14 protein-coding genes are annotated in these 22205 nt (G+C 73.7%); 7 read left to right on the top strand and 7 right to left on the bottom strand.

Annotated features, from left to right (window positions below; translation table 11 throughout):
* Positions 1-155 precede the first annotated feature (155 nt).
* Positions 156-848, top strand: a complete 693-nt coding sequence (locus LQ51_RS00270) for a hypothetical protein (RefSeq protein ID WP_046562545.1) — start codon at positions 156-158, stop codon at positions 846-848.
* 76 nt (positions 849-924) lie between these two features.
* On the opposite strand, the gene LQ51_RS00265 is transcribed toward LQ51_RS00270, so the two are convergent.
* The 4 genes from LQ51_RS00265 to mfd all read right to left on the bottom strand — a co-directional run bounded on the left by LQ51_RS00265 (position 925) and on the right by mfd (position 8311).
* Positions 925-2547 (bottom strand): DUF885 domain-containing protein, encoded by a 1623-nt coding sequence (locus LQ51_RS00265; protein WP_046562544.1) that lies wholly within the window; start codon positions 2545-2547, stop codon positions 925-927.
* 146 nt (positions 2548-2693) lie between these two features.
* The gene (locus tag LQ51_RS00260; protein ID WP_046562543.1) at positions 2694-3704 is read right to left on the bottom strand and encodes a nucleoside triphosphate pyrophosphohydrolase; all 1011 of its coding nucleotides are present in this window, start codon (positions 3702-3704) and stop codon (positions 2694-2696) included.
* A 2-nt stretch (positions 3705-3706) separates the two neighbouring features.
* On the bottom strand, positions 3707-4504 hold the full coding sequence (locus LQ51_RS00255; RefSeq protein WP_046562542.1) for a hypothetical protein: 798 nt from the start codon (positions 4502-4504) through the stop codon (positions 3707-3709).
* A 93-nt stretch (positions 4505-4597) separates the two neighbouring features.
* The gene (gene mfd, locus LQ51_RS00250) at positions 4598-8311 is read right to left on the bottom strand and encodes a transcription-repair coupling factor (RefSeq protein ID WP_046562541.1); all 3714 of its coding nucleotides are present in this window, start codon (positions 8309-8311) and stop codon (positions 4598-4600) included.
* Between the two features lie 140 nt (positions 8312-8451).
* Here mfd and LQ51_RS00245 point away from each other — a divergent pair, with 140 nt between their 5' ends.
* The 4 genes from LQ51_RS00245 to ppc all read left to right on the top strand — a co-directional run bounded on the left by LQ51_RS00245 (position 8452) and on the right by ppc (position 14618).
* On the top strand, positions 8452-9366 hold the full coding sequence (locus LQ51_RS00245) for a helix-turn-helix domain-containing protein (protein WP_156312932.1): 915 nt from the start codon (positions 8452-8454) through the stop codon (positions 9364-9366).
* A gap of 305 nt (positions 9367-9671) precedes the next feature.
* Positions 9672-10586 carry a cyclase family protein gene (locus LQ51_RS00240; RefSeq protein WP_052744710.1) on the top strand — a complete coding sequence of 305 codons (915 nt, stop codon included), beginning with the start codon at positions 9672-9674 and terminating at the stop codon, positions 10584-10586.
* A 66-nt stretch (positions 10587-10652) separates the two neighbouring features.
* Complete coding sequence (locus tag LQ51_RS00235) at positions 10653-11708, top strand: ABC-2 transporter permease (RefSeq protein WP_046562538.1); 1056 nt, start codon at positions 10653-10655, stop codon at positions 11706-11708.
* A gap of 123 nt (positions 11709-11831) precedes the next feature.
* Positions 11832-14618, top strand: coding sequence for a phosphoenolpyruvate carboxylase (gene ppc / locus LQ51_RS00230; protein WP_046562537.1), 2787 nt, complete (start codon positions 11832-11834; stop codon positions 14616-14618).
* A 411-nt stretch (positions 14619-15029) separates the two neighbouring features.
* Here the strand turns inward: ppc and LQ51_RS00225 are convergent, their stop codons facing one another.
* Positions 15030-15854, bottom strand: a complete 825-nt coding sequence (locus tag LQ51_RS00225) for a hypothetical protein (protein WP_046562536.1) — start codon at positions 15852-15854, stop codon at positions 15030-15032.
* 54 nt (positions 15855-15908) lie between these two features.
* Here LQ51_RS00225 and LQ51_RS00220 point away from each other — a divergent pair, with 54 nt between their 5' ends.
* The gene (locus LQ51_RS00220; RefSeq protein ID WP_046562535.1) at positions 15909-17153 is read left to right on the top strand and encodes a DNA recombination protein RmuC; all 1245 of its coding nucleotides are present in this window, start codon (positions 15909-15911) and stop codon (positions 17151-17153) included.
* An 83-nt stretch (positions 17154-17236) separates the two neighbouring features.
* The gene (locus tag LQ51_RS00215) at positions 17237-20545 is read left to right on the top strand and encodes a S8 family serine peptidase (protein ID WP_046562534.1); all 3309 of its coding nucleotides are present in this window, start codon (positions 17237-17239) and stop codon (positions 20543-20545) included.
* Positions 20546-20651: 106 nt separating this feature from the next.
* On the opposite strand, the gene LQ51_RS00210 is transcribed toward LQ51_RS00215, so the two are convergent.
* Both LQ51_RS00210 and LQ51_RS00205 read right to left on the bottom strand, forming a co-directional pair.
* On the bottom strand, positions 20652-21077 hold the full coding sequence (locus tag LQ51_RS00210; protein WP_046562533.1) for a hypothetical protein: 426 nt from the start codon (positions 21075-21077) through the stop codon (positions 20652-20654).
* Between the two features lie 40 nt (positions 21078-21117).
* On the bottom strand, positions 21118-22101 hold the full coding sequence (locus LQ51_RS00205) for a 4-hydroxy-3-methylbut-2-enyl diphosphate reductase (protein ID WP_046562532.1): 984 nt from the start codon (positions 22099-22101) through the stop codon (positions 21118-21120).
* Positions 22102-22205: the final 104 nt, after the last annotated feature.

Here is a 22205-nt window from a genome sequence, read left to right as displayed (position 1 = left end):
AGGCAGGTGTTGAACGCAGCGTATCGGTCGGTGCCGGAGCGCACGTCGCTCGGGGCGCACCGGCCCGGCCCGCGGACACGGACATTCCCGGATTCTCGGGCCTCAACCGGCAACGGGTTTGCGAGAGGTTGCCCGGATCGACAAGGCTGGGGCCCATGCCCGCCGCCACGACGACTCTCCGCGTGCTCGCCGCCTCGGTCATCGCGTCGCTCTCCGTCACCGGCTGTCAGGCCGTTGACGATGCCGGTGTCGCGCTCGGAAGGGCCGATCTGGTCAACGACCTGGCCGCCCGGATGGACCGGTCGCTGGAACAGACCTGGGCCGCGGACTACCAGCTGGACGGCGGACGGAGCGCCTCGATCGCGCAGACCACGAAGCCGCTGCAGTCCTCGTACACCTGGCCGGACGGCAAGATCACGGTGACCCAGCAGGCGGTGACCCGGTGCGCCAGCACCGGCGGGCGCACCTCCTGCACGCTGTCGCCGCCGGTGCTCACCGCCGGCAAGCCGTCCGTGATCGTCTACGCGGAGGCCCGCAAGCACGGGCTGGTCACCCCGCCGGCGGTCATCCGGCTGCTCACCGACGCCGCGTTCGACCCCGAGGCGGAGATCGAGCAGAGCGACACCACCCTGGCCGGGCGGCACGCCACCTGCGTCGACGTCGCCCGGGCCGGGGAACGCTTCACCGCCTGCGTCACCAACGAGGGCGTGCTGGCCAGCTTCGCCGGCACAATCGACAACAAGCCCGCCGAGCTGACATTGACCGGCTACACCGACACGGTCCGGGCCGCCGCCTTCGACGTGCCGCCCGGCGCCGGGGTGGTGGACCGCCGTACCGGCACCTCGTGACGACCGGACCCGCCGGGACGCCCGAACGCCCCCCGGTACCTGGACCGCCGGCCCTGGGCGACGGCTCCAGCAGCCCTCAGGCGAGGCCCAGCAGGGTACGCAGGTGGCGCGGCGGCGGGCAGTCGTGCGCCAGCATCGCGTCGTGCCAGTCGCGTACCGGCACCCCGCCCGGGCGGGCCCGGGCGATGTCGGCCATCTCGCTGTAGCCGACGAAGTAGGTGGAGAGCTGGGTGGAGGTGAGCAGCGCCCGGCGCCACTTGCCGGCCGCCTCGCCCTCCTCCTGGAAGCCGCGCCCGGTCATCAGCGCCATGGCGTCGGCCTCGGTCAGGTCCTCGGCGTGCACCAGCTGGTCGAGCAGCGCGTTGATGGTCATCCGGAGCTGCATCTTGAGCTGTTGGAGCCGGACCGGCAGGCCGCCGAAGCCGAGCCCGGCCATCAGCTCCTCGGTGTAGACCGCCCAGCCCTCGACGAACACCCCGGACTCGGTGAGCGCGCGGACCCGGGTGGGGCCGGCGTAGCGACGGGCGTGGGCGAGCTGGAGGAAATGCCCCGGCATCGCCTCGTGCACGGTCAGGTTCCGGATCATGTGATCGTTGTACTCCCGGTAGAAGGAGTCGACCCGGTGCGCCGGCCAGTCCGCCGGGGTGGGCGCGATGCAGTAGAAGGTCGGCACGTCCGCCGTCTCCAGCGGGCCGGGCGAGTCGCAGTAGGCCACCGCCACGCCCCGGGCGAACTCCGGCATCTCCTGGATCACACACGGGTCGTCGACCAGGGTGACCAGGTCGTGCGCGCGGACAAAGTCGGTCGCCTCGTCGAGGGTGACCGAGGCGAGGTCGACGATGGTGGCGTCGTCGGGGTGCTCGGCGGCGAGCAGGTCCAGCGCCCGGCGTACCGTCTCGTCGTCGGCCGGGCCGCCGACCAGCTCGACGGCCGCCGCGCGGATCTCGGCGCCGACCCGGTCGAGATTGGCCCAGGCCCGGCGCTGGATTTCGGCGGCGCTCAGCTCGGTGTCCAGGGTGTGCCAGAGCCGCGCCTCCCACCGGCGCCGGCCCAGCCGCGGATCGCGCCCCGGACCGGTATCGGCGACCAGGCCCATCCGCAGCCAGGCCACGAACTCCTCCAGCGCGGCGATCGCCGCGGTGGCGGCCGGCTCCACCCGGCCGTGCAGGCCCGGCGCCTCGGCCAGCAGCACCGGCACCTCGTCGCGGATCAGCGCCGCCGTGCCGGTGAACTGCCCGATCGCCGTCTCGGCGTGGATCCGGGGCATGTCGCGCAGCGTCGCGCGGGCGGTGGCCAGCGCGTCGGGTACGGCGGCCAGCCGCCCGGCCAGGTGGGTCAGCCGTTCCTCGGCCGGTGCGTACGGGCGGGCCAGCAGGGCGTGCAGCAGCGGGCCGGGATTGTGCCGCAGCGGGTCCCATTCGGGCGTGCGGATCTGGGTGGCCTCGAACAGCTCCCGGTCGACCAGGTTGCTGAGCAGGGCGTGGTCGACCTGTTCCGGGACGTCGAGGGCGTCCGGGTCGATCTCGGAGAGGGCGTCGGCCGCGTCCTTGAGCATCGCCTGGTCGGCGGCGAGGGGGTCGGCGGAAAGGTCGGGCAGCCGGTCGTCGTACCGATGGTCCCCGGCGGACGTGGCCAGCCCGGGCCGGCTCTCCAGCAACGCCTCCACGATCCGCTCCGCGAGCGGCCCGAACGCTTCCATGCCGAAACCCTACCCACCTGCCCCGCCCGTCCCCGCCCCACCGCCTTTCCGGTGATCAAGGGGTCTGCGTCGGCTGCCCCACCGCCTTTCCGGTGATCAAGGGGTTTGCGTCGGCCCGGTCCCGGTTCCGGACCCAAACTCCTTGATCAACCCGGCGGGGTGGGGGTGGGGGGTGGGGTGGGCGGGGAGGGGGGTTCGGCGGCGCGGACGGCTTGGGCGTAGGCGAGGGCGGCTCGGCGGAGGGCGGCTTCGGGGTCGATTCCCGACTGCCTTGCGGCGGCCACCGTGGTTAGGAGGGCGGCGCCGAGGCGGGCCTCGGGGTCTACCTGGGACTCGGCGAGCGGCGGGGGCACGGCCAGACCGATGCGGGCGGCGCGGTCGAGGATCTTGGCGGCCAGGGCGAGGGCCGGCTGGCTCAGCGCGATGCCGTCCAGCACCGACTCCCGGGTCTTCTCCGCCCGCTTGATCCGCTCCCAGTTCGCCTCGATCTCCTCGATCGAGCCGGCCTCGACCCCGGCGAAGACGTGCGGGTTGCGCCGGACCATCTTGTCGACCAGGCCGCCGGCCACGTCGTCGACCGTCCAGCTCTTCCCCTCGGGCAGGTCCTCGGCGAGCCGGGCGTGCAGCAGCACCTGGAGCAGCACGTCACCCAGCTCCTCGCGGAGCGCGTCGGTGTCGTCGGCGCTGATCGCGTCGTACGCCTCATAGCACTCCTCCAGCAGGAAACCGGCCAGGCTGCGGTGCGTCTGCGCGCGCTTCCACGGGTCGCCGCCCGGCGAGGCGAGCCGGTCCATCACCTCGACCGCGTCGAGCAGCCGGGCGCCGGGCGGGTCCCAGGAGCCGTACATCAACTCCAGCTCGGCCAGCCCCGGCTCGCGGGCCAGCCGCAGCCCCAGCTCCCGGGCCAGCGCCTCGTCCCCGGTCGGTCCGGCCAGCCAGACCGCCGTGCCGTGGGCCGCCGCCGCGTCGAGCAGCGCCTGCGTCGCACCCCCGGTGACCACGGCCACCTCGGCGCCCGCCGTGCGGACCACCCGGGTCAGCTCGCTCTCCGCGCCGGCCAGCACCGGAGCTTCGCGTACGGCGTCCCAGGCGGCCGCGGTCAGCAGGCCGGCCGGCAGCCGGGGCGAGGTGACCAGCAGGATGATCCGTGCCGTCATGCTCAGGTGGTGGCCGGGCCGGTGGAGGCGTCCGTCTCGGCCGGGTCGGTGGCCTCCGGCTCCGGGGTCGAGACGTCGGTCACCTGGTCGGCGCCGTCGACGTACGGCAGGTCGTAGAGGCTGATGGTGCGCAGCTGGAGCAGGGCCGGCACGGCGAGCGACGCGTAGCGCGGATTCACCCGCACGTCCTGGCGCTCCACCTCGTCCTTCAGCGCCTCGCTCAGCCCCACCACGGCCGACAGCTGCGGCGCGATGGTCGGGTCGGCGAAGGCCTTGCGCTGGTCGTCCACGGACCAGCCGGCCGGGGCCACGTTCGCCTTCACCAGCGCCGCGTAGACGGCGGTCCGGTCGGCGTCGGACAGCTCCGCCTTCGGCAGCCCCTTGCCGAGCGCGGCGAAGACGTCGTACCACTCGGCGGCGAGCCGCGCGTACTCGGTGTCCGGCACGTTGAGCGCCTGCCCGATGTCCGCCGGGCTGATCTCGTCGGCGGTCTGCAGCTGCTTCGCCGCGACGATCCGCTTACCCAGGTCGAGGCCGACCAGCAGGTTGACCACGTCCTGACCGTCCAGGTCCAGCTGCCGCCGCTCGGCCGGCACCTGCTGGCCCTGTTCCTCGGCGGACTTGACCACCCCGGCGTACGCCTGCGCGGCCTCGTCCCGGATGGCGTTGACCCGGTCGATCGAGTAGCTGGTGTCACCGACGTACGCGGCGACGTCCGGGGCGGACCGGCCGCAGCCGGCGACGGGAAGCACAGCGAGGGCCGCGACGCTGGCGGCGGCGAGGAGACGGCGAGCACGCATGACGGCCACTCTCTCACGCCCTCCGCCCGGCTGTGACGCCGCCCACCGCGATGTCCGCACTCCCCGACTGCGCGGTGCCCCCGGCCCGGCGGCTCACCGTGCGCCCGCCGTTGCGGGGCCGGCGGCACCGGCCAGCTCCTCGGGCTCGCCGAGCACGTCGGAGAGGAGCTGGGCGCACCACTCCAGCAGCGCCTGGTCGCGCAGCGGCTCGCCGCCGATCCGGCGGGTGCTCGGCCGGGGCACGCTGACCTGGTCGAGCGCGGCCTTGTAGACCGAGTCCGGGTGGTAGCGCTTGAGCCGCAGCTGCTTGGAGTCGGGCAGCGGCAGCGGGCCGAACCGGATGTGCTTGCCCTGCATCGACACGTCGGTCAGGCCGTAGCGGCGGGCCAGCAACCGGAACCGGGCCACCGCCACCAGGTTCTGCACCGGGGCGGGCGGCTCGCCGTACCGGTCGGTCATCTCGGCGACCACCTCGCGCAGCCGCTCGTCGTCCCGGGCCTCGGCGAGCTTGCGGTACATCTCCAGGCGCAGCCGCTCCACCGCGACGTAGTCGTGCGGCAGGTGCGCGTCGACCGGCAGGTCGATCTTGACGTCGACCTCCTCCTCCGGCCGCTCGCCCTTGAACGCGGAGACCGCCTCGCCGACCATCCGCACGTACAGGTCGAAGCCGACGCCCTCGATGTGCCCGGACTGCTCGCCGCCGAGCAGGTTGCCGGCGCCCCGGATCTCCAGGTCCTTCATCGCCACGTACATGCCGGCGCCCAGCTCGGTGTGCTGGGCGATGGTGGCCAGCCGCTCGTGCGCGTTCTCGGTGAGCGGCTTGTCCGGCGGATAGAGGAAGTACGCGTACGCCCGCTCCCGGCCGCGACCGACCCGGCCCCGGATCTGGTGCAGCTGGGCCAGGCCGAGCAGGTCGGCCCGCTCCACGATCAGCGTGTTGGCGTTCGGGATGTCGATGCCGGACTCCACGATCGTGGTGCACACCAGCACGTCGAACTCCTTCTCCCAGAAGCCGACCATCACCTTTTCCAGGGCGTCCTCGCCCATCTGTCCGTGCGCCACCGCCACCCGGGCCTCGGGCACCAGCTCCCGGATCCGCCGGGCCGCCTTGTCGATCGACTCGACCCGGTTGTGCAGGTAGAACACCTGCCCGTCGCGGAGCAGCTCGCGGTGGATGGAGGCGGCCACCTGCCGGTCGTCGTACGCCCCGACGAAGGTGAGCACCGGGTGCCGCTCCTCGGGCGGGGTGGCGATGGTGGACATCTCCCGGATGCCGGTGATCGCCATCTCCAGGGTGCGCGGGATCGGGGTGGCCGACATGGCCAGCACGTCGACCGAGGCGCGCAGCGTCTTCAGGTGCTCCTTGTGCTCGACGCCGAACCGCTGCTCCTCGTCGATGATCACCAGGCCCAACTGCTTGAACCGGGTGGCCGCCTGGAGCAGCCGGTGGGTGCCGATCACGATGTCGACGCTGCCGTCGGCGACCATCTCCAGCGTCCGCTCGCTCTCCTTCGGTGTCTGGAACCGGCTCAGCTGCCGGATGTTGACCGGGAACTGGCTCATCCGCTCGGCGAACGTGTTGTAGTGCTGCTGCACCAGCAGGGTGGTGGGCACCAGCACGGCCACCTGCCTGCCGTCCTGCACCGCCTTGAACGCCGCCCGCACCGCGATCTCGGTCTTGCCGTAGCCGACGTCGCCGCAGATCAGCCGGTCCATCGGGACGGTCTGCTCCATGTCCCGCTTGACCTCCTCGATGGCGGCCAGCTGGTCGGGCGTCTCCTGCCACGGGAACGCGTCCTCCAGCTCCCGCTGCCACGGCGTGTCGGGGCCGAAGTTGTGCCCCTTGGACGCCTTGCGCGCGGCGTAGAGCTGGATGAGCTGGGCGGCGATCTCACGGACCGCCTTGCGCGCCCGGGCCTTGGACTTCTGCCAGTCCGAGCCGCCCATCTTGTGCAGCGTGGGCTGCTCGCCGCCGACGTACCGGGAGAGCTGGTCGAGCTGGTCGGTGGGGACGAAGAGCCGGTCGCCGGGCTGGCCGCGCTTGCTCGGCGCGTACTCGATGACCAGGTATTCCCGGCTGGCGCCGTTGACGGTGCGCTGGACCAGCTCGACGTACCGGCCGATGCCGTGCTGCTCGTGCACCACGAAGTCGCCGGCCCGCAGCTCCAGCGGGTCGATGGTGTTGCGCCGCCGGCTGGGCAGCTTGCGCATGTCGCGGGTGGAGGTGCCCCGGCCGCCGGTGACGTCGTCGCCGGTGAGCAGCACGAACCGGGACGCCTCGTCGACGAAGCCGGCGGTCAGGCGGCCGCAGGAGACCAGCAGCTCGCCGGGGACCGGCGCGGCCGGCACCTCCTCGGTGAGCCGGGCGCCCAGGCCGGCGTCGCGGAGCACCTCGACGGCCCGCTGGGCGGGCCCGTGCCCCTCGAAGACCAGCGCGATCGACCAGCCCTGGTCGGCCCAGCGCTTCAGGTCGGCGACCACCCGGGCGGTCTCGCCGTGGTAGAGCGGGGCGGGCTGGGCGGCCAGCGTGACCGCGATGGCGTCGTCCGGGGTGACGTCGACCTCGACCGGCTCGTCCTCCCAGGGCTGCCGGGCGGACGCCGCGTCCGCGTCGACCATAATTCGGCCTCCGCGCCGGTGGCCGGCGCTCCGGACCGAATGAGGGTCGTCCACCAGGCCGAACGGCGACAGCGTCCACCAGGGCTGGCGCAGGGCGCGGGCGCGGGTGCGTACCTCGGCGAGGGTCTTGAAGGCCGCGGCGCCGAGGTCGACCGGGGCCTGGCCACCGACGGCGGCCGCGGCCCAGCTGGCCTGAAGGAACTCCTCCGAGGTACGGACCAGGTCGTGCGCCCGGGTGCGGATCCGCTCCGGGTCGCAGAGCAGCACGTGGCTGCCGGTCGGCATGCAGTCGACGAGCAGCTCCAGCGCGTCGGCGCCGATCAGCGCCGGGGCCAACGACTCCATCCCCTCGACCGGGATGCCCTCGGCCAGCTTGTCCAGGATCTCGGTCAGCTCGGGGTGCTCGGCGGCCAGCGCGGCGGCCCGCTTCCGCACCTCCGGGGTGAGCAGCAGCTCCCGGCACGGCGGCGCCCACAGCTGCGCCACGCCCTCGATGGTGCGCTGGTCGGCCACGGCGAAGGTGCGGATCTCCTCCACCTCGTCGCCCCAGAACTCGACCCGGGACGGGTGCTCGTCGGTGGGCGGGAAGACGTCGAGGATGCCGCCGCGCACCGCGAACTCGCCGCGCTTGGTGACCAGGTCCACCCGGGCGTACGCCATGTCGGTGAGCCGGCGGGCGATCTCCTCCAGGTCCGCCTCGTCGCCGGCGGCGAGCTGCACCGGTTCCAGGTCGCCGAGCCCCTTGAGCTGTGGCTGGAGCAGCGACCGGACGGGCGCCACGACCACCCGCAGCGGGCCGGTGCGGCCGTGCGCGTCGGCCGCGTCCGGGTGGGCCAGCCGGCGCAGCACGGCCAGCCGCCGCCCGACCGTGTCGGAGCGGGGCGAGAGCCGCTCGTGCGGCAGCGTCTCCCAGGACGGGAAGACCGCCACCTGCTCCGGCGGGAGCAGGCTGCCCAGCGCGGCGGCCAGGTCGTCGGCCTCCCGGGTGGTGGCGGTCACGGCGAGCACCGGCCGTCCGGCGCCCCCGGCCGGCTCGTCGGCGGCGACGGCCGCGACGGCGAACGGGCGCAGCGCGGCCGGGGCGGTCAGGTCCAGGCCGTCGACCTGGGCGGCACCGGAGCGCGCCAGGTCACGCGCGCGGGCCAGCCCGGGATCGGCCAGGGCGGCGGCGAACAGTCCGGTGAGCATGCGTGATCACTTCCCCGCGGAGAGCACACGACGATCACCCCTCGCCCGGGCTGGACGGGGGGTCTGTCGGCTCGACACTATCTCTCCAGGAACCCGCCCGGCACGGCACGCCGGGACGGGCCACCGGGGGGAGAGTCGCGTTGCCCGAGGGAGTCGGCAGTGATCCACGCCGGAGCACCACGTCCGCCCGCTGGCGGGTGCTCGGCCATCCGGACGGGATCCTGATCTACCAGGCCCGCTGCATCGTCGAGGACCATGGTTGGTCGGAGAGCGTGGCGGACGACCGGTACAAGATCCTCATCGGCGTGTCGGGGGCGTACCAGCGCCGGTTCAACGGGCGTACGGCGGTCGCCGACAGCACGTCCGTCCTGTTCGCCCGGCCCGGCGACGAGATGGCGGTGGCCCACCCGTACGGCTGCGGCGACTCGTACACCTGCCTAGAGGTGGATCACGAGGTGCTGGCCGAGCGGCCGGACGCGGCCCGCTGGTTCGCCCGCGACGGCTGGGACGGCCGCTCCGACCCGGCCCTGGACCTGGCGCACCGGCAGCTGGTCGCCGCGTCCCGGCGCGGGCTGGACAGCTTCGAGCTGGCCGAGCGGTTCCACCGCTTCCTGGGCCGGCTGCTCCAGCACAGCCGGCTGGCCGGCGAGGGGGCCGACGCCGACCTCGACCACGCGATCCGGCGGCGCCCGTCGACGCTCGCCGCACACCGGCGCCTCGCCGACCGCGCCCGCGAGGTGCTGGCCACCTCCGACTTCACGCTCGGCCTCGAGGAGGTCGCCCGGGCGGTCGGCTGCTCGCCGCACCACCTGAGCCGGGTCTTCCAGCGGGTCACCGGGAGCAGCCTGACCGCGTACCGGAACCGGCTGCGGGTCCAGGCGGTGCTGGACACCCTGGTCGAGCCGGACGGGCGCCCGCTCGGCGCGTTGGCCAGCGACTACGGCTTCGCCGACCAGGCGCACCTGACCCGGGTGCTCCGGGACCAGGTGGGCCACCCGCCGGCCCGGCTGCGGCGGCTGTTGCACAGCCCCGCGCCGCGGACCGGGGCGGCCTGAGCGGGGTCCGGACCCGAATCGCGCACATTTTTACAAGACCGGGTCGGCCGACCGACCGAGGATTGTCGGCAACGGCCCGATCCCGGTCGCCCCAGGACGCCGGGACGGCGGGGACACGCGGACCCATTCGGGGGGGCCCGACGCCCCGGCGCGGGTCCGCGCAGGAGGTCCACCGCCCAGCGGGGCCGCCGGAGGTGCCGCGCTCCCCCCGCGCGGCACCTTCCCTGCCCTGCCCGCTGTGGGCTGCACGGCATTCCGACGGCGGATCTTGCCCGTGCGGCGGCCGGCGTGGTGCGGTGAGCGGCATGATTGAGCAGTACCGGGCACAGTTCGACGCGGAGGTCGCCTTCGCCAACGGTGGGGGACTCCGGACGGAGGGCTTCCGCCTCGACATTCCCGGCCGCGACATCGCCGACACGGAGTTGGCCGCGCTGTTCGTCCGGCACCTCGGGCTGCTGATGGTCGCCGACGTGCGGATCAGCGGCAAGACGATCATCGAGGAGCCGCACAAGGGCGGTCGGGGCACGGGGGCACCGGCGGCCGAGGGCGGCCGGCGGCTGATCGAGCTCAGTCACGTCATCAGCGACGGGATGGTCACGCTGCCTGGCTGGCAGCCGCCCCGGATCACCGACTGGCTGACCTGGGAGGCGTCCCGGGAGCGGTACGCGCCGGGCGTGGAGTTCCACGTCGCGCGGATCGACATGATCGCCAACACCGGCACCTACCTGGACACCCCGGCGCACCGCTGGGCCGACGGGCCGGATCTCACCGGCGTACCGCTGGACCGGCTCGCCGACCTGCCCGGCCTGGTGGTCCGGGTGCCCGCCGGCACCCGCGCGGTCGACCGGCTGCTGCTCGCCCCGTACGAGGTGGCGGGCCGGGCGGTGCTGCTGCACACCGGCTGGGACGTCCACTTCGGCACCGACCGGTACGCCGGCCCGGACGCCCCCTACCTGACCGCCGACGGCGCCGACTGGCTGGTCGAGGCGGGCGCGGCGCTGGTCGGCATCGACTCGATCAACATCGACGACATGACCCCGGCCGCCGCCGGGCAGCGCCCCGCGCACAGCGCCCTGCTCGCCGCCGGCATCCCGATCGCCGAGCACCTGACCGGGCTGGCCGCCCTGCCGCCGGAGGGGTTCCGGTTCACCGCCGCGCCGCCGCGGGTGGCCGGCATGGGCACCTTCCCGGTCCGCGCCTTCGCCACCGTGGAGGGCTGACCGCCGCCGCGGCGAAGGGTGGCGAAACCCCGCAAACCGGGCGAAGCGCCACCATAGGCTGAGCCCGTGGACGAGGCGGAGCGGGACCTTCCGGTACGCCGCTGGCTGCCCCGCACCGCGGCGCTGCTGGTCGGCACCCTCGCCCTGGCCACCGCGTTCATCGCCGCGTACGTGGGCGCGCTGCACCAGCCCGACCCGCGGGACGTCCCGGTCGGGGTGGTGCTCGGCGACCAGCGCGCCCAGGCCGTGCTGGCCGCCGTGCGGCAGCGCACCGACAAGCTCAAACCGGTCGAGTACGACGACCCGACGGCCGCCGACGACGGCCTGACCGCCCGCGCCGTCTACGGTGTGCTCACCGGCGGTCCGGACAACGGGCTGCGGCTCACCACCGCCAGCGCCTCCTCGCCGGCCGCCGCCGAACTGGTGACCCAGGTGCTCACCGAGGCCGCCCGGCAGGCCGGCGTGCCGATCCAGGTCGCCGACGAGGTGCCGGTGGCGGAGACCGACCCGCGCGGCCTCGTCCCGTTCTACCTGGCGGTCGGCCTCGTGCTCGGCGGCTATCTCGCCTCCACCGCGCTCGGCCTGCAGACCCGCACCGCGCCTGCCGGCCTGCCCCGGGCCGGCCTGCGGATCGCCGCGCTCGCGGTCTACTCGGTGCTGCTCGGGATCGTCGGGGCCGTCGTGGTCAGTCCGGTGCTCGACGTCTGGGACCACGACATCGTCGCGCTCTCCGGGGTCGGCGCGCTGACCGTCTTCGCCGCCGCCATGGTGGCCGCCGCCGTGCAGGCCTGGCTCGGCGTGATCGGCACCGGCATCGTCATCCTGCTGCTCGTGGTGCTGGGCAACCCCGGGTCCGGCGGCATCTACGCCCCCGAGTTCCTGCCCGACTGGATGCGCGGCATGCACCGCTGGAACGTGCCCGGACTGGCCACCGACCTGATCCGCTCGGCGGTGTACTTCGATCGCCGCTCGGCCGGCTGGGCCACGGCCGGGCTGACCCTGTGGGCGCTGCTCGGCGCGCTCGGGCTGATCACCGCGACGATCTTCCAGGCACACCGGCGGGCCGCCCGCGCCGCCGGGAGCCGGCCCGCCCTCGGCGACGGGCCACGGACCGTTGACTGACCCGCACCGGCCGTCCCGGAGTGCAGATCATCACGCGATCCCCCTGCTCCGGTCGGCCCCGGCACGGATACCATCCAGGGAGTCGGACAGCGCTGTCCTTCGTACTCACGTAAGGAGCGCACCGTGACCGACCAGCACGACCACGACGGCCCGGACGCCGCACTGCGGGCCGACATCCGCCGCCTCGGCACGCTCCTCGGGCAGACCCTCGCCCGGCAGGAGGGCCGCCCGCTGCTCGACCTGGTCGAGGAGATCCGCGCCCAGGTCCGCTCCGACCCGCCGGCCGCCGCGCAGCGCCTCGGCGGTCTCGACGTGACCACCGGGACCAAGCTGGCCCGGGCCTTCTCCACCTACTTCCACCTGGCCAACATCACCGAGCAGGTGCACCGGGCCCGCGACCTGCGCCGCCGCCGGGCCATGCACGGCGGCTGGCTGGACCAGGCGGCCAAGATGATCGCCGAACGCGGCGTGCCGGCCGAGGAGATCGCCGCCGCCGCCCGCCGGCTCGCGGTACGCCCGGTCTTCACCGCCCACCCCACCGAGGCGGCCCGCCGGTCCATCCTGTCCAAGCTGCGCGCGATCGCCGACGAGTTGGACACCGAGACCGCGAACGCCATCCTCTACGGCGCCAGCGACGAAGGGCCGGCCAACCGGCGCCTGGCCGAGCTGCTCGACCTGATGTGGCAGACCGACGAGCTGCGGTTGGACCGGCCGGACCCGACCGACGAGGCCCGCAACGCCATCTACTACCTGCGCGACCTGCACGCCGAGGCCGCGCCGCAGGTCCTCGACGACCTCGCCGACACGCTGCGCACCCTGGGCGTGGAGACCTCGCCGACGGCCCGCCCGCTGACCTTCGGGACCTGGATCGGCGGCGACCGGGACGGCAACCCGTTCGTCACCCCGGCGGTCACCCGGGAGGTGCTGCGGATCCAGCACGAGCACGGCATCGAGGCCACCGAGCGGGCGATGGACGAGCTGATCAACGAGGTCAGCGTCTCCCGGCGGCTGCGCGCGGTCTCGCTGGACCTCTCCGCCAGCCTCGCCGCCGACCTGGACGCGCTGCCCGAGGTGGCGCCCCGGTTCCGCCGGGTCAACGCCGAGGAGCCGTACCGGCTCAAGGCACGGTGCGTGAAGGCGAAGCTGGCCAACACCCGGGAGCGGCTGCGCAGCGGCACCGCGCACGTGCCGGGGCGGGACTACCGTGGCTCGGCCGAGCTGATCGCCGACCTGGAGCTGCTGCGCGCCTCGCTGGCCCGCAACTCCGGCCAGCTCACCGCGGTCGGCCGGCTCGCCTCGACCATCCGTACGGTCTCCGCGTTCGGTCTGCACCTGGCCACCATGGACGTCCGGGAGCACGCCGAGAAGCACCACGAGGTGCTGGCCCAGCTCTACGCCGCGGTCGGCGAGGTCCCCGACTACCCGTCGTTGACCCGGCTGGAGCGCACCAAGCTCCTCGCCGACGAGCTGACCGGCCGCCGGCCGCTCTCCACCCAGGACACCCCGCTCACCGAGTCGGCGCAGAAGACGTTCGACGTGTTCGCCGCGGTCCGCGAGGCGCAGGACCGGTTCGGTCCCGAGGTCATCGAGTCGTACATCATCTCGATGACGCTCGGTGTCGACGACGTGCTGGCGGCCGTGGTGCTGGCCCGCGAGGCCGGCCTGGTCGACGTGCACAGCGGCCGGGCCCGGATCGGCATCGTGCCGCTGCTGGAGACCCCGGCCGAGCTGAACGCCGGCGGCGAGCTGCTCGACGAGCTGCTGTCGCTGCCGGCCTACCGGGCGCTGGTGGCGGCCCGGGGCGACGTGCAGGAGGTGATGCTGGGCTACTCCGACTCCAACAAGGAGGCCGGCATCACCACCAGCCAGTGGTCCATCCACCGGGCCCAGCGGGCGCTGCGCGACGTGGCCGCCCGGCACGGCGTGCACCTGCGGCTCTTCCACGGCCGGGGTGGCACGGTCGGTCGGGGCGGCGGCCCCACCCACGACGCCATCCTGGCCCAGCCGTACGGCACCCTGGACGGCGCGATCAAGGTGACCGAGCAGGGCGAGGTCATCTCCGACAAGTACACGTTGCCGGCGCTGGCCCGGGAGAACCTGGAGCTGACCATGGCCGCGGTGCTCCAGGCCACGCTGCTGCACACCGCGCCGCGGCAGCCGGCCGAGATGCTGGAGCGCTGGGACGCCACCATGGACGTGGTGTCCGAGTCGGCGTTCCGGTCGTACCGGTCCCTGGTCGAGGATCCCGACCTGGCGGCGTACTTCTGGGCGTCGACCCCGACCGAGCTGCTCGGCGCGCTGAACATCGGCTCCCGGCCGGCGAAGCGGCCGAACACCGGCGCCGGCCTGTCCGGCCTGCGCGCCATCCCGTGGGTGTTCGGCTGGACGCAGACCCGGCAGATCGTGCCCGGCTGGTTCGGCGTCGGATCCGGCCTGGCCGCGGCCCGCGCGGCCGGGCTCGAGGACGTGCTCGCCGAGATGCACCGGAACTGGCACTTCTTCCGCACGTTCCTGTCGAACGTCGAGATGATGCTGACCAAGACGGACCTGTCCATCGCCCGCCGGTACGTCGAGACGCTGGTCCCGAAGAAGCTGCACCCGATCTTCGCCAAGATCGAGCAGGAGTACGAGCTGACCAAGCAGGAGGTGCTGGCGGTCACCGCCTCGCCGGCCCTGCTGGAGAACTCGCCGGTGCTCCAGCGCACCCTGGCGGTACGCGACACCTACCTGGAACCGCTGCACCACCTCCAGGTGGCGCTGCTTGCCCAGTACCGGGACTCCGGCGCGGCGGGCCGGGCCGTGGCCACCGCACCCGGCGGCCGGCGCGCCCCCAACGACGGCACCGCCCTGGAACGGGCCCTGCTCACCACGGTCAACGGCATCGCCGCCGGCATGCGCAACACCGGCTGACCCCACCTCTCCCCACCCCACCCCACCCCACCCCCGCCTTGTTGACCAAGGAGTTTGCGTCGGGAAGCCCGCGCCATCCTGACGCAAACTCCTTGGTCAACGAGGCGCGGGCAGGGGGCGGGTTGGGTGCGGATGGGGTGGATGTCCGCGCCGGCGGCGGCATATCGGTCACTAGCGATATGCCGCTCCGTCATGAATATGCCGGGGAGGCATATCGGTCGAAAGTGATGGGTGTACCCGCCGTCCGGCGACAGCCCTTCGGCGATCAACGGGCCCGGTTGACGGCACCACGCCCGGCCTCCGCCGCGCCCTCTAACTGGCCGGCCAGGGGCACCGCGCCCCGGCCTCCGCCGCACCCACCACCGGCGCGAGCGGGGTCACGCGAGCGGCCCGCCGCTCACGCCACTCGGCTCACCAGTCACCGCCGCCGAAGTCGCCGCCACCGAAGCCGCCGAAGTCGCCACCGCCGAAGTCCCCGCCGCCGCCGAAGTCGCCGCCGCCGTAGTCGCCCTGGTCGCCGGCGAACTGGTCGCCGCCGACGTCGTTGCCGCCCTGGTCGCCGTAGTCCTGGCCGTCGCCGTAGCCGTCCTGGAAACCCTCCTGGTAGCCGGACTCGTAGCCGTAGCCCGGGTCGGCGAAGGCGGGCGAGAAGAGCGCGTCGGCGATCAGCAGGCCACCGAGCACCCCGGCGCCGGTGCCGAGCGCCGTCTTCCACCAGGGCGTCGAGTACCAGCCGGCCGGCACCCGCCGACCCTGCCAGTTGCCGCCGGGGTAGTAGTAGGGCGTCTGGTTGCCCGGCTGAGGGCCGGCCCGGTAGGTCTGCCCCTGCACGTTGACCTCGCGCTCCTTGGTGAGCATGCCGGCGCCCCGGGCGGCCGCGAGCGGAGGCAGCTCCGGCCCTGGGTCGATGCCCATCGCCGTCCGCGCGGCCCGGATGTACGCCAGCCCTTCCAGCGCGGTCTCCCGGGCCAGCGCGAACTGGTGCGGCGTGCGGGCCTGCTCGAGCTGGGAACCGGCGGCGTTGTACCGCTCACCGGCGTCGGCCAGCGCCTGGCGTACGGCCGGGGCGTCGCCGTGCAGGTTCATCAGCTGGCCGCCCAGCCGCTCGTACCACCGCTGCGCCTCGGCGCGGGCGTCGGCCAGCTCGGTGGCCCGCCGGGACCTGCTTCCCCACCGCCAGAACACCAGCGCACCTCCGAGCATCAGGATGAGGACCAGCCACAGGGCGAGTTCCATGACTCGACCGTACCCAGCAGGCGCACGTCGTATCCGTTTGGCAAGCTTCTCGCCATGAGCTTCTCGACGGTGGCCGTGGTGGTGCTCTGCCTCGGCGCGGGCGGCGCCGTCGGCTGGCTGGCCGCCCGCGCCCGGTCGGCGACCGAGATCGCCCGGCTGGAGGCGACCCTCGCCGCCAACCGCGAGGGCGAGGGGCGGCTGGAGCAGTCCATGCGGGCGCTCAGCTACGAGGCGACCGCCCAGTCCCAGGAGGCGGTGGCGCGGGCGGTGGCGCCCCTGCACGACACTCTCCGCCGCTACGAGCAGCGGGTCACCGAGCTGGAGCGGGACCGCGTCGACGCGTACGCCGAGCTGCGCGAGCAGGTTCGCGCCATGAGCAGCGTCTCCGGGGAGCTGCGCACCGAGACCAAGCAGCTCGTCGCGGCGCTGCGGGCCCCGCAGGTGCGCGGCCGGTGGGGCGAGCACCAGCTCCGGCGGATCGTGGAGGCCGCCGGCATGCTGGAGCACTGCGACTTCAACGAGCAGGTCACCGCCGCCACGGACCACCAGGGGGTCCGCCCCGACCTGGTGGTCCGGCTGCACGGCGGCCGCACCGTGGTGGTGGACGCCAAGGCGCCGTTCGACGCGTACCTGACCGCCATGGAGGCGCGCGACGAGCGGGGACGGGACGCCCAGCTCGACGCGCACGCCCGGCACCTGCGCGCGCACGTGGACGGGCTGGCCGCCAAGTCCTACTGGGCGGCCTTCGATCAGACCCCGGAGTTCGTGGTGCTCTTCGTGCCGGCCGACCCGTTTCTCGACGTGGCCCTCCAGCGCGACCCGACGCTGCTGGAGCACGCCTTCGCCCGCAACGTGGTGCTGGCCACGCCGGCCACCCTGGTGGCGATGCTGCGCACGGTGGCGTACTCGTGGCGGCAGGAGGCGCTGGCCCGCAACGCGGCCACCGTGCACTCGCTGGCCCGCGAGCTGTACGGGCGGCTGTCCACCCTGGGCGAGCACGTCGGCAAGCTCGGTGCCTCGCTCGGCGGCGCGGTCACGGCGTACAACCGGGCGGTCGGCTCGCTGGAGGCGCGGGTGCTGGTGAGCGCCCGCAAGCTCGCCGAGCTGGGCGTCTCCGACCAGGAGCTGGCCGCCCCGGCGCAGGTCGAGCTGACTCCTCGGCAGCCACAGGCGCCGGAGCTGCTCGACGCCCCGTCCACATCGTCCGAACGGCCAGCGACCCTCGACGATCCACGTGCCGACTGTGACGACGATGGTCGATCTGCGTTACGGACCGGTCACAAATCCATCCTGGACTAGTGACATCGGGCGGGGTGCCCCAGAGGATCGCGGACATACGTGCCCTGTTCCCGGCAGGGCCCTGTTCTCTGGAGGAAGAGAACGTGAGCCATCCCCGCAACCGGAGCCGGCGCGCCTCCGCGGCTCTCTTCGCCTCGGTCCTGGCCGTCGGCGCCGTGACCGTCGGCGGCGGCGCGGCGACCGCGAGCACCGCCCCGACCGCCACCCCTGACGTCTCGCCGCCGACCGCGGTCGAGGCGCTGGGCGCGCACGACGCCAAGCTCCTCGACGAGGCGGAGGCCAAGCACGCCCCGACCGTCACCCTGATCATCGCCGCCCGGCGGGGCTCCACGGGTACGGTCGCCGCCGGCCTCGAGGGCCTCGGCGCCACCGTCAGCCAGCGCTACGACCAGGTCGGTTACCTGCTGGCCAAGGTGCCCACCGGCAAGGTGCTGAAGGCCGCCACGCTGCCCGGCGTCTCCGCCGTCGACCTCGACGAGACCATCAAGCGCCCCGACCCGGCCCCCGAGACCGCCCCGTCCGGCGCGAAGGCCGCCCGGCAGGGGGAGACCCTGGCCGGCCCGGGCGCGGGCACCGGTGCGATCAACCCGTACATGCCGACCGCCGAGACCGGCGCGGAGGCCTTCAAGGCCGCGCACCCGACCTGGGACGGGCGCGGCGTGACCATCGGCATCATGGACTCCGGGATCGACCTGGACCAGCCGGCCCTGCAACAGACCACCACCGGCGAGCGCAAAATCGTCGACTGGGTCACCGCGACCGACCCGCTCGAGGACTCCACCTGGCGGCCGATGACCACCGAGGTCACCGGCCCGTCGTTCGTCATCGGCGCCGGTTCGGCCGCGACCACCTGGACCGCGCCGGCGGGCACCTTCAAGTTCAACACGTTCCGCGAGTCCATCACCGCCGGCAGCGACCCGGCCGGTGACGTGAACCGCGACGGCGACACCACCGACGCCTGGGGCGTGCTCTACGACCCGGTGAGCCACGACATCCGGGTGGACGTCAACCAGAACCGTGACTTCACCGACGACGAGGTGATGCGGCCGTACAAGGAGAAGTTCCAGGTCGGCCACTTCGGCACGGACAACCCGGCCACCCCGGTCCGGGACCAGATGCCGTTCGTCGTGGAGTACCGCGAGGACGTCGACACCGCGCCGGCCGGCGGCCCCGGCCTCGTCGACTACGTGAACATCGGCATCATCGAGGCCACCCACGGCACCCACGTCGCCGGCATCACCGCCGCCAACGACATGCTGGGCAACAGCGCCTTCGACGGCGCCGCCCCGGGCGCCAAGCTGGTCTCCGCCCGGGCCTGCTCGTGGGGCGGCGGCTGCACCGCGGCGGCGCTCACCACCGGCATGGTCGACCTGGTGGTCAACCGCAAGGTCGACGTGGTCAACCTGTCGATCGGTGGCCTGCCCGCGCTGAACGACGGCGCCAACGCCCACGCCGAGCTCTACAACACCCTGATCACCACGTACGGCGTGCAGCTGATCCTCTCCGCCGGCAACTCCGGCCCCGGGCTGAACACCGTCGGCGACCCGTCGGTGGCCAGCAACGTGGTCAGCGTGGCCGCGAACGTCAGCAGGGACACCTGGCTGGCCAACTACGGCTCGGTGGTACGCACCGAGAACGCCCTGTTCAACTTCTCCTCGCGCGGCCCGCGGGAGGACGGCGGTTTCAAGCCGAACATCACCGCACCGGGCTCGGCGATCTCCACCGCGCCGACCTGGCAGCCGGGCAACCCGGTCCCCGAGGCCGGCTACCCGCTGCCCCCGGGATACCAGCTGCTCAACGGCACCTCGATGGCCGCACCGCAGGTCACCGGCGGCGCGGCGCTGCTGCTCTCGGCGGCCCGCGCCACCGGCCAGGCGGTCACCCCGGCCGGGCTGCGCCGGGCCCTCTACAGCTCGGCCAAGGCGATCAAGGATGTGCCGACGTACGGCCAGGGCTACGGCATGCTCAACGTGCCGGGCGCCTGGGGCCTGCTCGCCAAGGGCGTGCAGACCCGCGGCTACACGTCGGCCGCGCCGGTCTGCACCGAGCTGTCGGCCAACCTGGCGACGTACAACCCGGACAGCGGCGAGTTCGAGAAGAACCCGAACGTGGGCACCGGCGTCTACAACCGCTGCGCCGTCGGCCGGGGCGGCCAGCAGGTCAAGGAGAACCGCTCCTACGAGGTCAAGCTGACCCGGACCAGCGGCCCGGACCGGACCATCCGGCACGAGATCGCGTTCCGGGGCAACGACGGCACCTTCTCGGCGCCGAAGTCCGTGGCGCTGCCGCTGAACCGGACGGTCACCGTCGCGGTCAAGGCCAAGCCGCTGAGCACCGGCGCGCACGGCGCGATCATGACGGTGGACGACCCGGCCACGTCGGTGATCGACTTTGAGGTCTCCACCGTCGTGGTGGTGCCGACCCAGGTCACCGCGCCCGGCTACGCCTTCACCGCCGAGGGTTCGGTCGATCGCAACAGCTTCACCTCGTACTTCGTGACGGTCCCGGAGGGCGCGGGCGCGCTCCAGGTCAACCTCTCCGGCATCGCCACCGGCTCGCAGACCCGGTTCATCGCCATCAACCCGTACGGCGTGCCGGTCGACAGCACCGCGAGCACCGCCTGCTACACCAACTTCTCCGACGCGGCCGCCTGCAAGCCGCAGGAGCGGGACTACCCGAACCCGATCGCCGGGGTGTGGGAGATCGAGGTGGAGGCCCGGCGTACCTCCCCGAGCCTGGACAACCCGTACCAGCTCCAGGCGCGGGTGCAGGGCGTCGCGGTCGAACCGGCCGTCGTCGAGCTGCCGTCGGTGACCGCCGGCACCCCGACCGAGGTGAGCTGGGACCTGACCAACACCTTCGGCCCGGTCCGGGTCAGTGGCGTCGGCGGGCCGCTGGCCAGCGTGCGCAGCGGGCGGCCGAGCATCACCGTGGGCACCAGCCAGGAGTACACGGTGGACGTCCCGGCCGGTACGACCTCCTTCACCGCCCGGATTGGCAACACCTCCGACCTCGGTGCCGACCTGGACCTGTACGTCTTCCGCGGCGCGACCCAGGTGGGCCGTTCCGCCGACGGCGACTCGGAGGAGGCGGTGACCCTGGCCAATCCGGTCGCCGGCAGCTACCGGGTGGTCGTGCAGGGCTACGCGGTGGCCGCCGGCGGCACCGAGTACGACTACCGGGACTCGTTCTCGTCGCCGGCGCTGGGTGCCCTCGCCGCCCCCGGCGCCCCGGTGTTCCTGGCCAACGGCGCCACCGCCACGCTGACCGGCACGGTGACCGCCCTGGCCGCCCCGGCGGCGGGCCGGGAACTCTACGGTGACCTGGCCGTCACCACCGTCGAGGGCGCGGTCGTCGGGCGCGGCTCGGTGGCCGTCGGCGCGGTGAACTGACCGCCCGCCCGACCCGTCAGGAGCCCCGTCCCCACCCGTGGGGGCGGGGCTCCGCCGGTCGGGGCGGGACCGCGCCGGCGGGGGCGTGACCCAGCCCGGGCCGTGCTCAGGCCCGGCGGGCGGACTCGACGACGAACGGGGTGCCCTGTTGGCAGGTGGTCATCAGGCCGGGCTGCGGGTGACCGGTCACGACGACCCGGGTGCCCGGCTGGAGCACGTCGCGCGGGCCACCGACGAGCAGGTTGCCGCCGATCAGCACGCAGTTCGGCTCCACCCCGGCCTCCACCACGCCGGTCAGGGTGTCCCGGGCGGGAGGCGGCACCGAGGGACCGCCCTTGCCGGTCGGCGTCGGGCCGCCGTTGCCGGTCGGGGTCGGGTCGCTCGGGACAGCGCTCGGGTCCGGGCTGGGCTGGCTGGTCACCGGGGTGGCTCCCGTCGTCGCGGGGGTGGCGGGCTCGGTGCCCGGACCCGCACAGGCGCTCAGCGCCACGCCGGCGAGCAGGGCGACCAGCACCGTCCGAGGAGTCTTCATGCCGAGTTCGACGTGCCGGCCGACGGTTCCGTTCCGGCCGTCAGCCGCGCGCGGCGGCCTTCATGTCCCGCTTGAGTTCCTGCGGCAGCGAGAAGGTCAGCCGCTCGTTGGCGGTGGTGATCTCGTCGACGTCGGTGAAGCCCCGCTCGGCCAGGTGCGCGAGGACCTGCTGGACCAGCTCGTCCGGCACGCTGGCGCCCGAGGTCACCCCGACGGTGCGGGCGTCGGCCAGCCAGGCGTCGTCGATCTCGTGGGCGAAGTCGACCAGGTGCCCGGCGCGGGCGCCGGCGTCGAGGGCCACCTCGACCAGGCGGACCGAGTTGGAGGAGTTACGCGAGCCGACGACGATCACCACGTCGCAGTCCGGCGCGATCTCCTTGACCACGTGCTGCCGGTTGGAGGTGGCGTAGCAGATGTCGTCGCTGGGCGGGGACTGGAGCAGCGGCAGCCGCTGCTTGAGCCGGGCCACCGTCTCCAGCGTCTCGTCGACCGAGAGGGTGGTCTGGGAGAGCCAGACGACCTTCGCCGGGTCACGCACGGTGATCGCGTCGACGCCGTCCGGCCCGTCCACGAGCTGGATGTGCGCGGGCGCCTCACCGGCGGTGCCGATGACCTCCTCGTGCCCCTCGTGGCCGATCAGCAGGATGTCGTAGTCCTCGGCGGCGAACCGGCGGGCCTCCTGGTGGACCTTGGTGACCAGCGGGCAGGTCGCGTCGATCGCCTTGAGCGAGCGCTCCCGGGCCTGCTCGTAGACCTCGGGGGCGACGCCGTGCGCGGAGAAGATGACGGTGGCGCCCTCCGGCACCTCCTCGTTCTCCTCCACGAAGATCGCGCCCTGGGCCTCGAGGGTCTGCACCACGTGCTTGTTGTGCACGATCTGCTTGCGCACGTAGATCGGGGCGCCGTAGAGCTTCAACGCCTCCTCGACGGTCTGCACCGCCCGGTCCACCCCCGCGCAGTAGCCGCGGGGCTTGGCCAGGAGCACGCGCTTGCCGGTCCGGGGAGTGGTCGCAGCCTCAGTCACCCGACCATCGTACGTGGCCGCTCTTCGGCCGGCAGCGGCCGCGGAGCGTCGACGGTCCCCGCCCCACCCGGTTGATCACCAGGTGCGCCGCGGTCCCGGAACGC

The sequence above is a fragment of the Micromonospora sp. HK10 genome, from assembly GCF_000982955.1.
Taxonomy (GTDB): Bacteria; Actinomycetota; Actinomycetes; order Mycobacteriales; family Micromonosporaceae; genus Micromonospora.
This window is presented reverse-complemented; position numbering and strand designations above follow the sequence as displayed.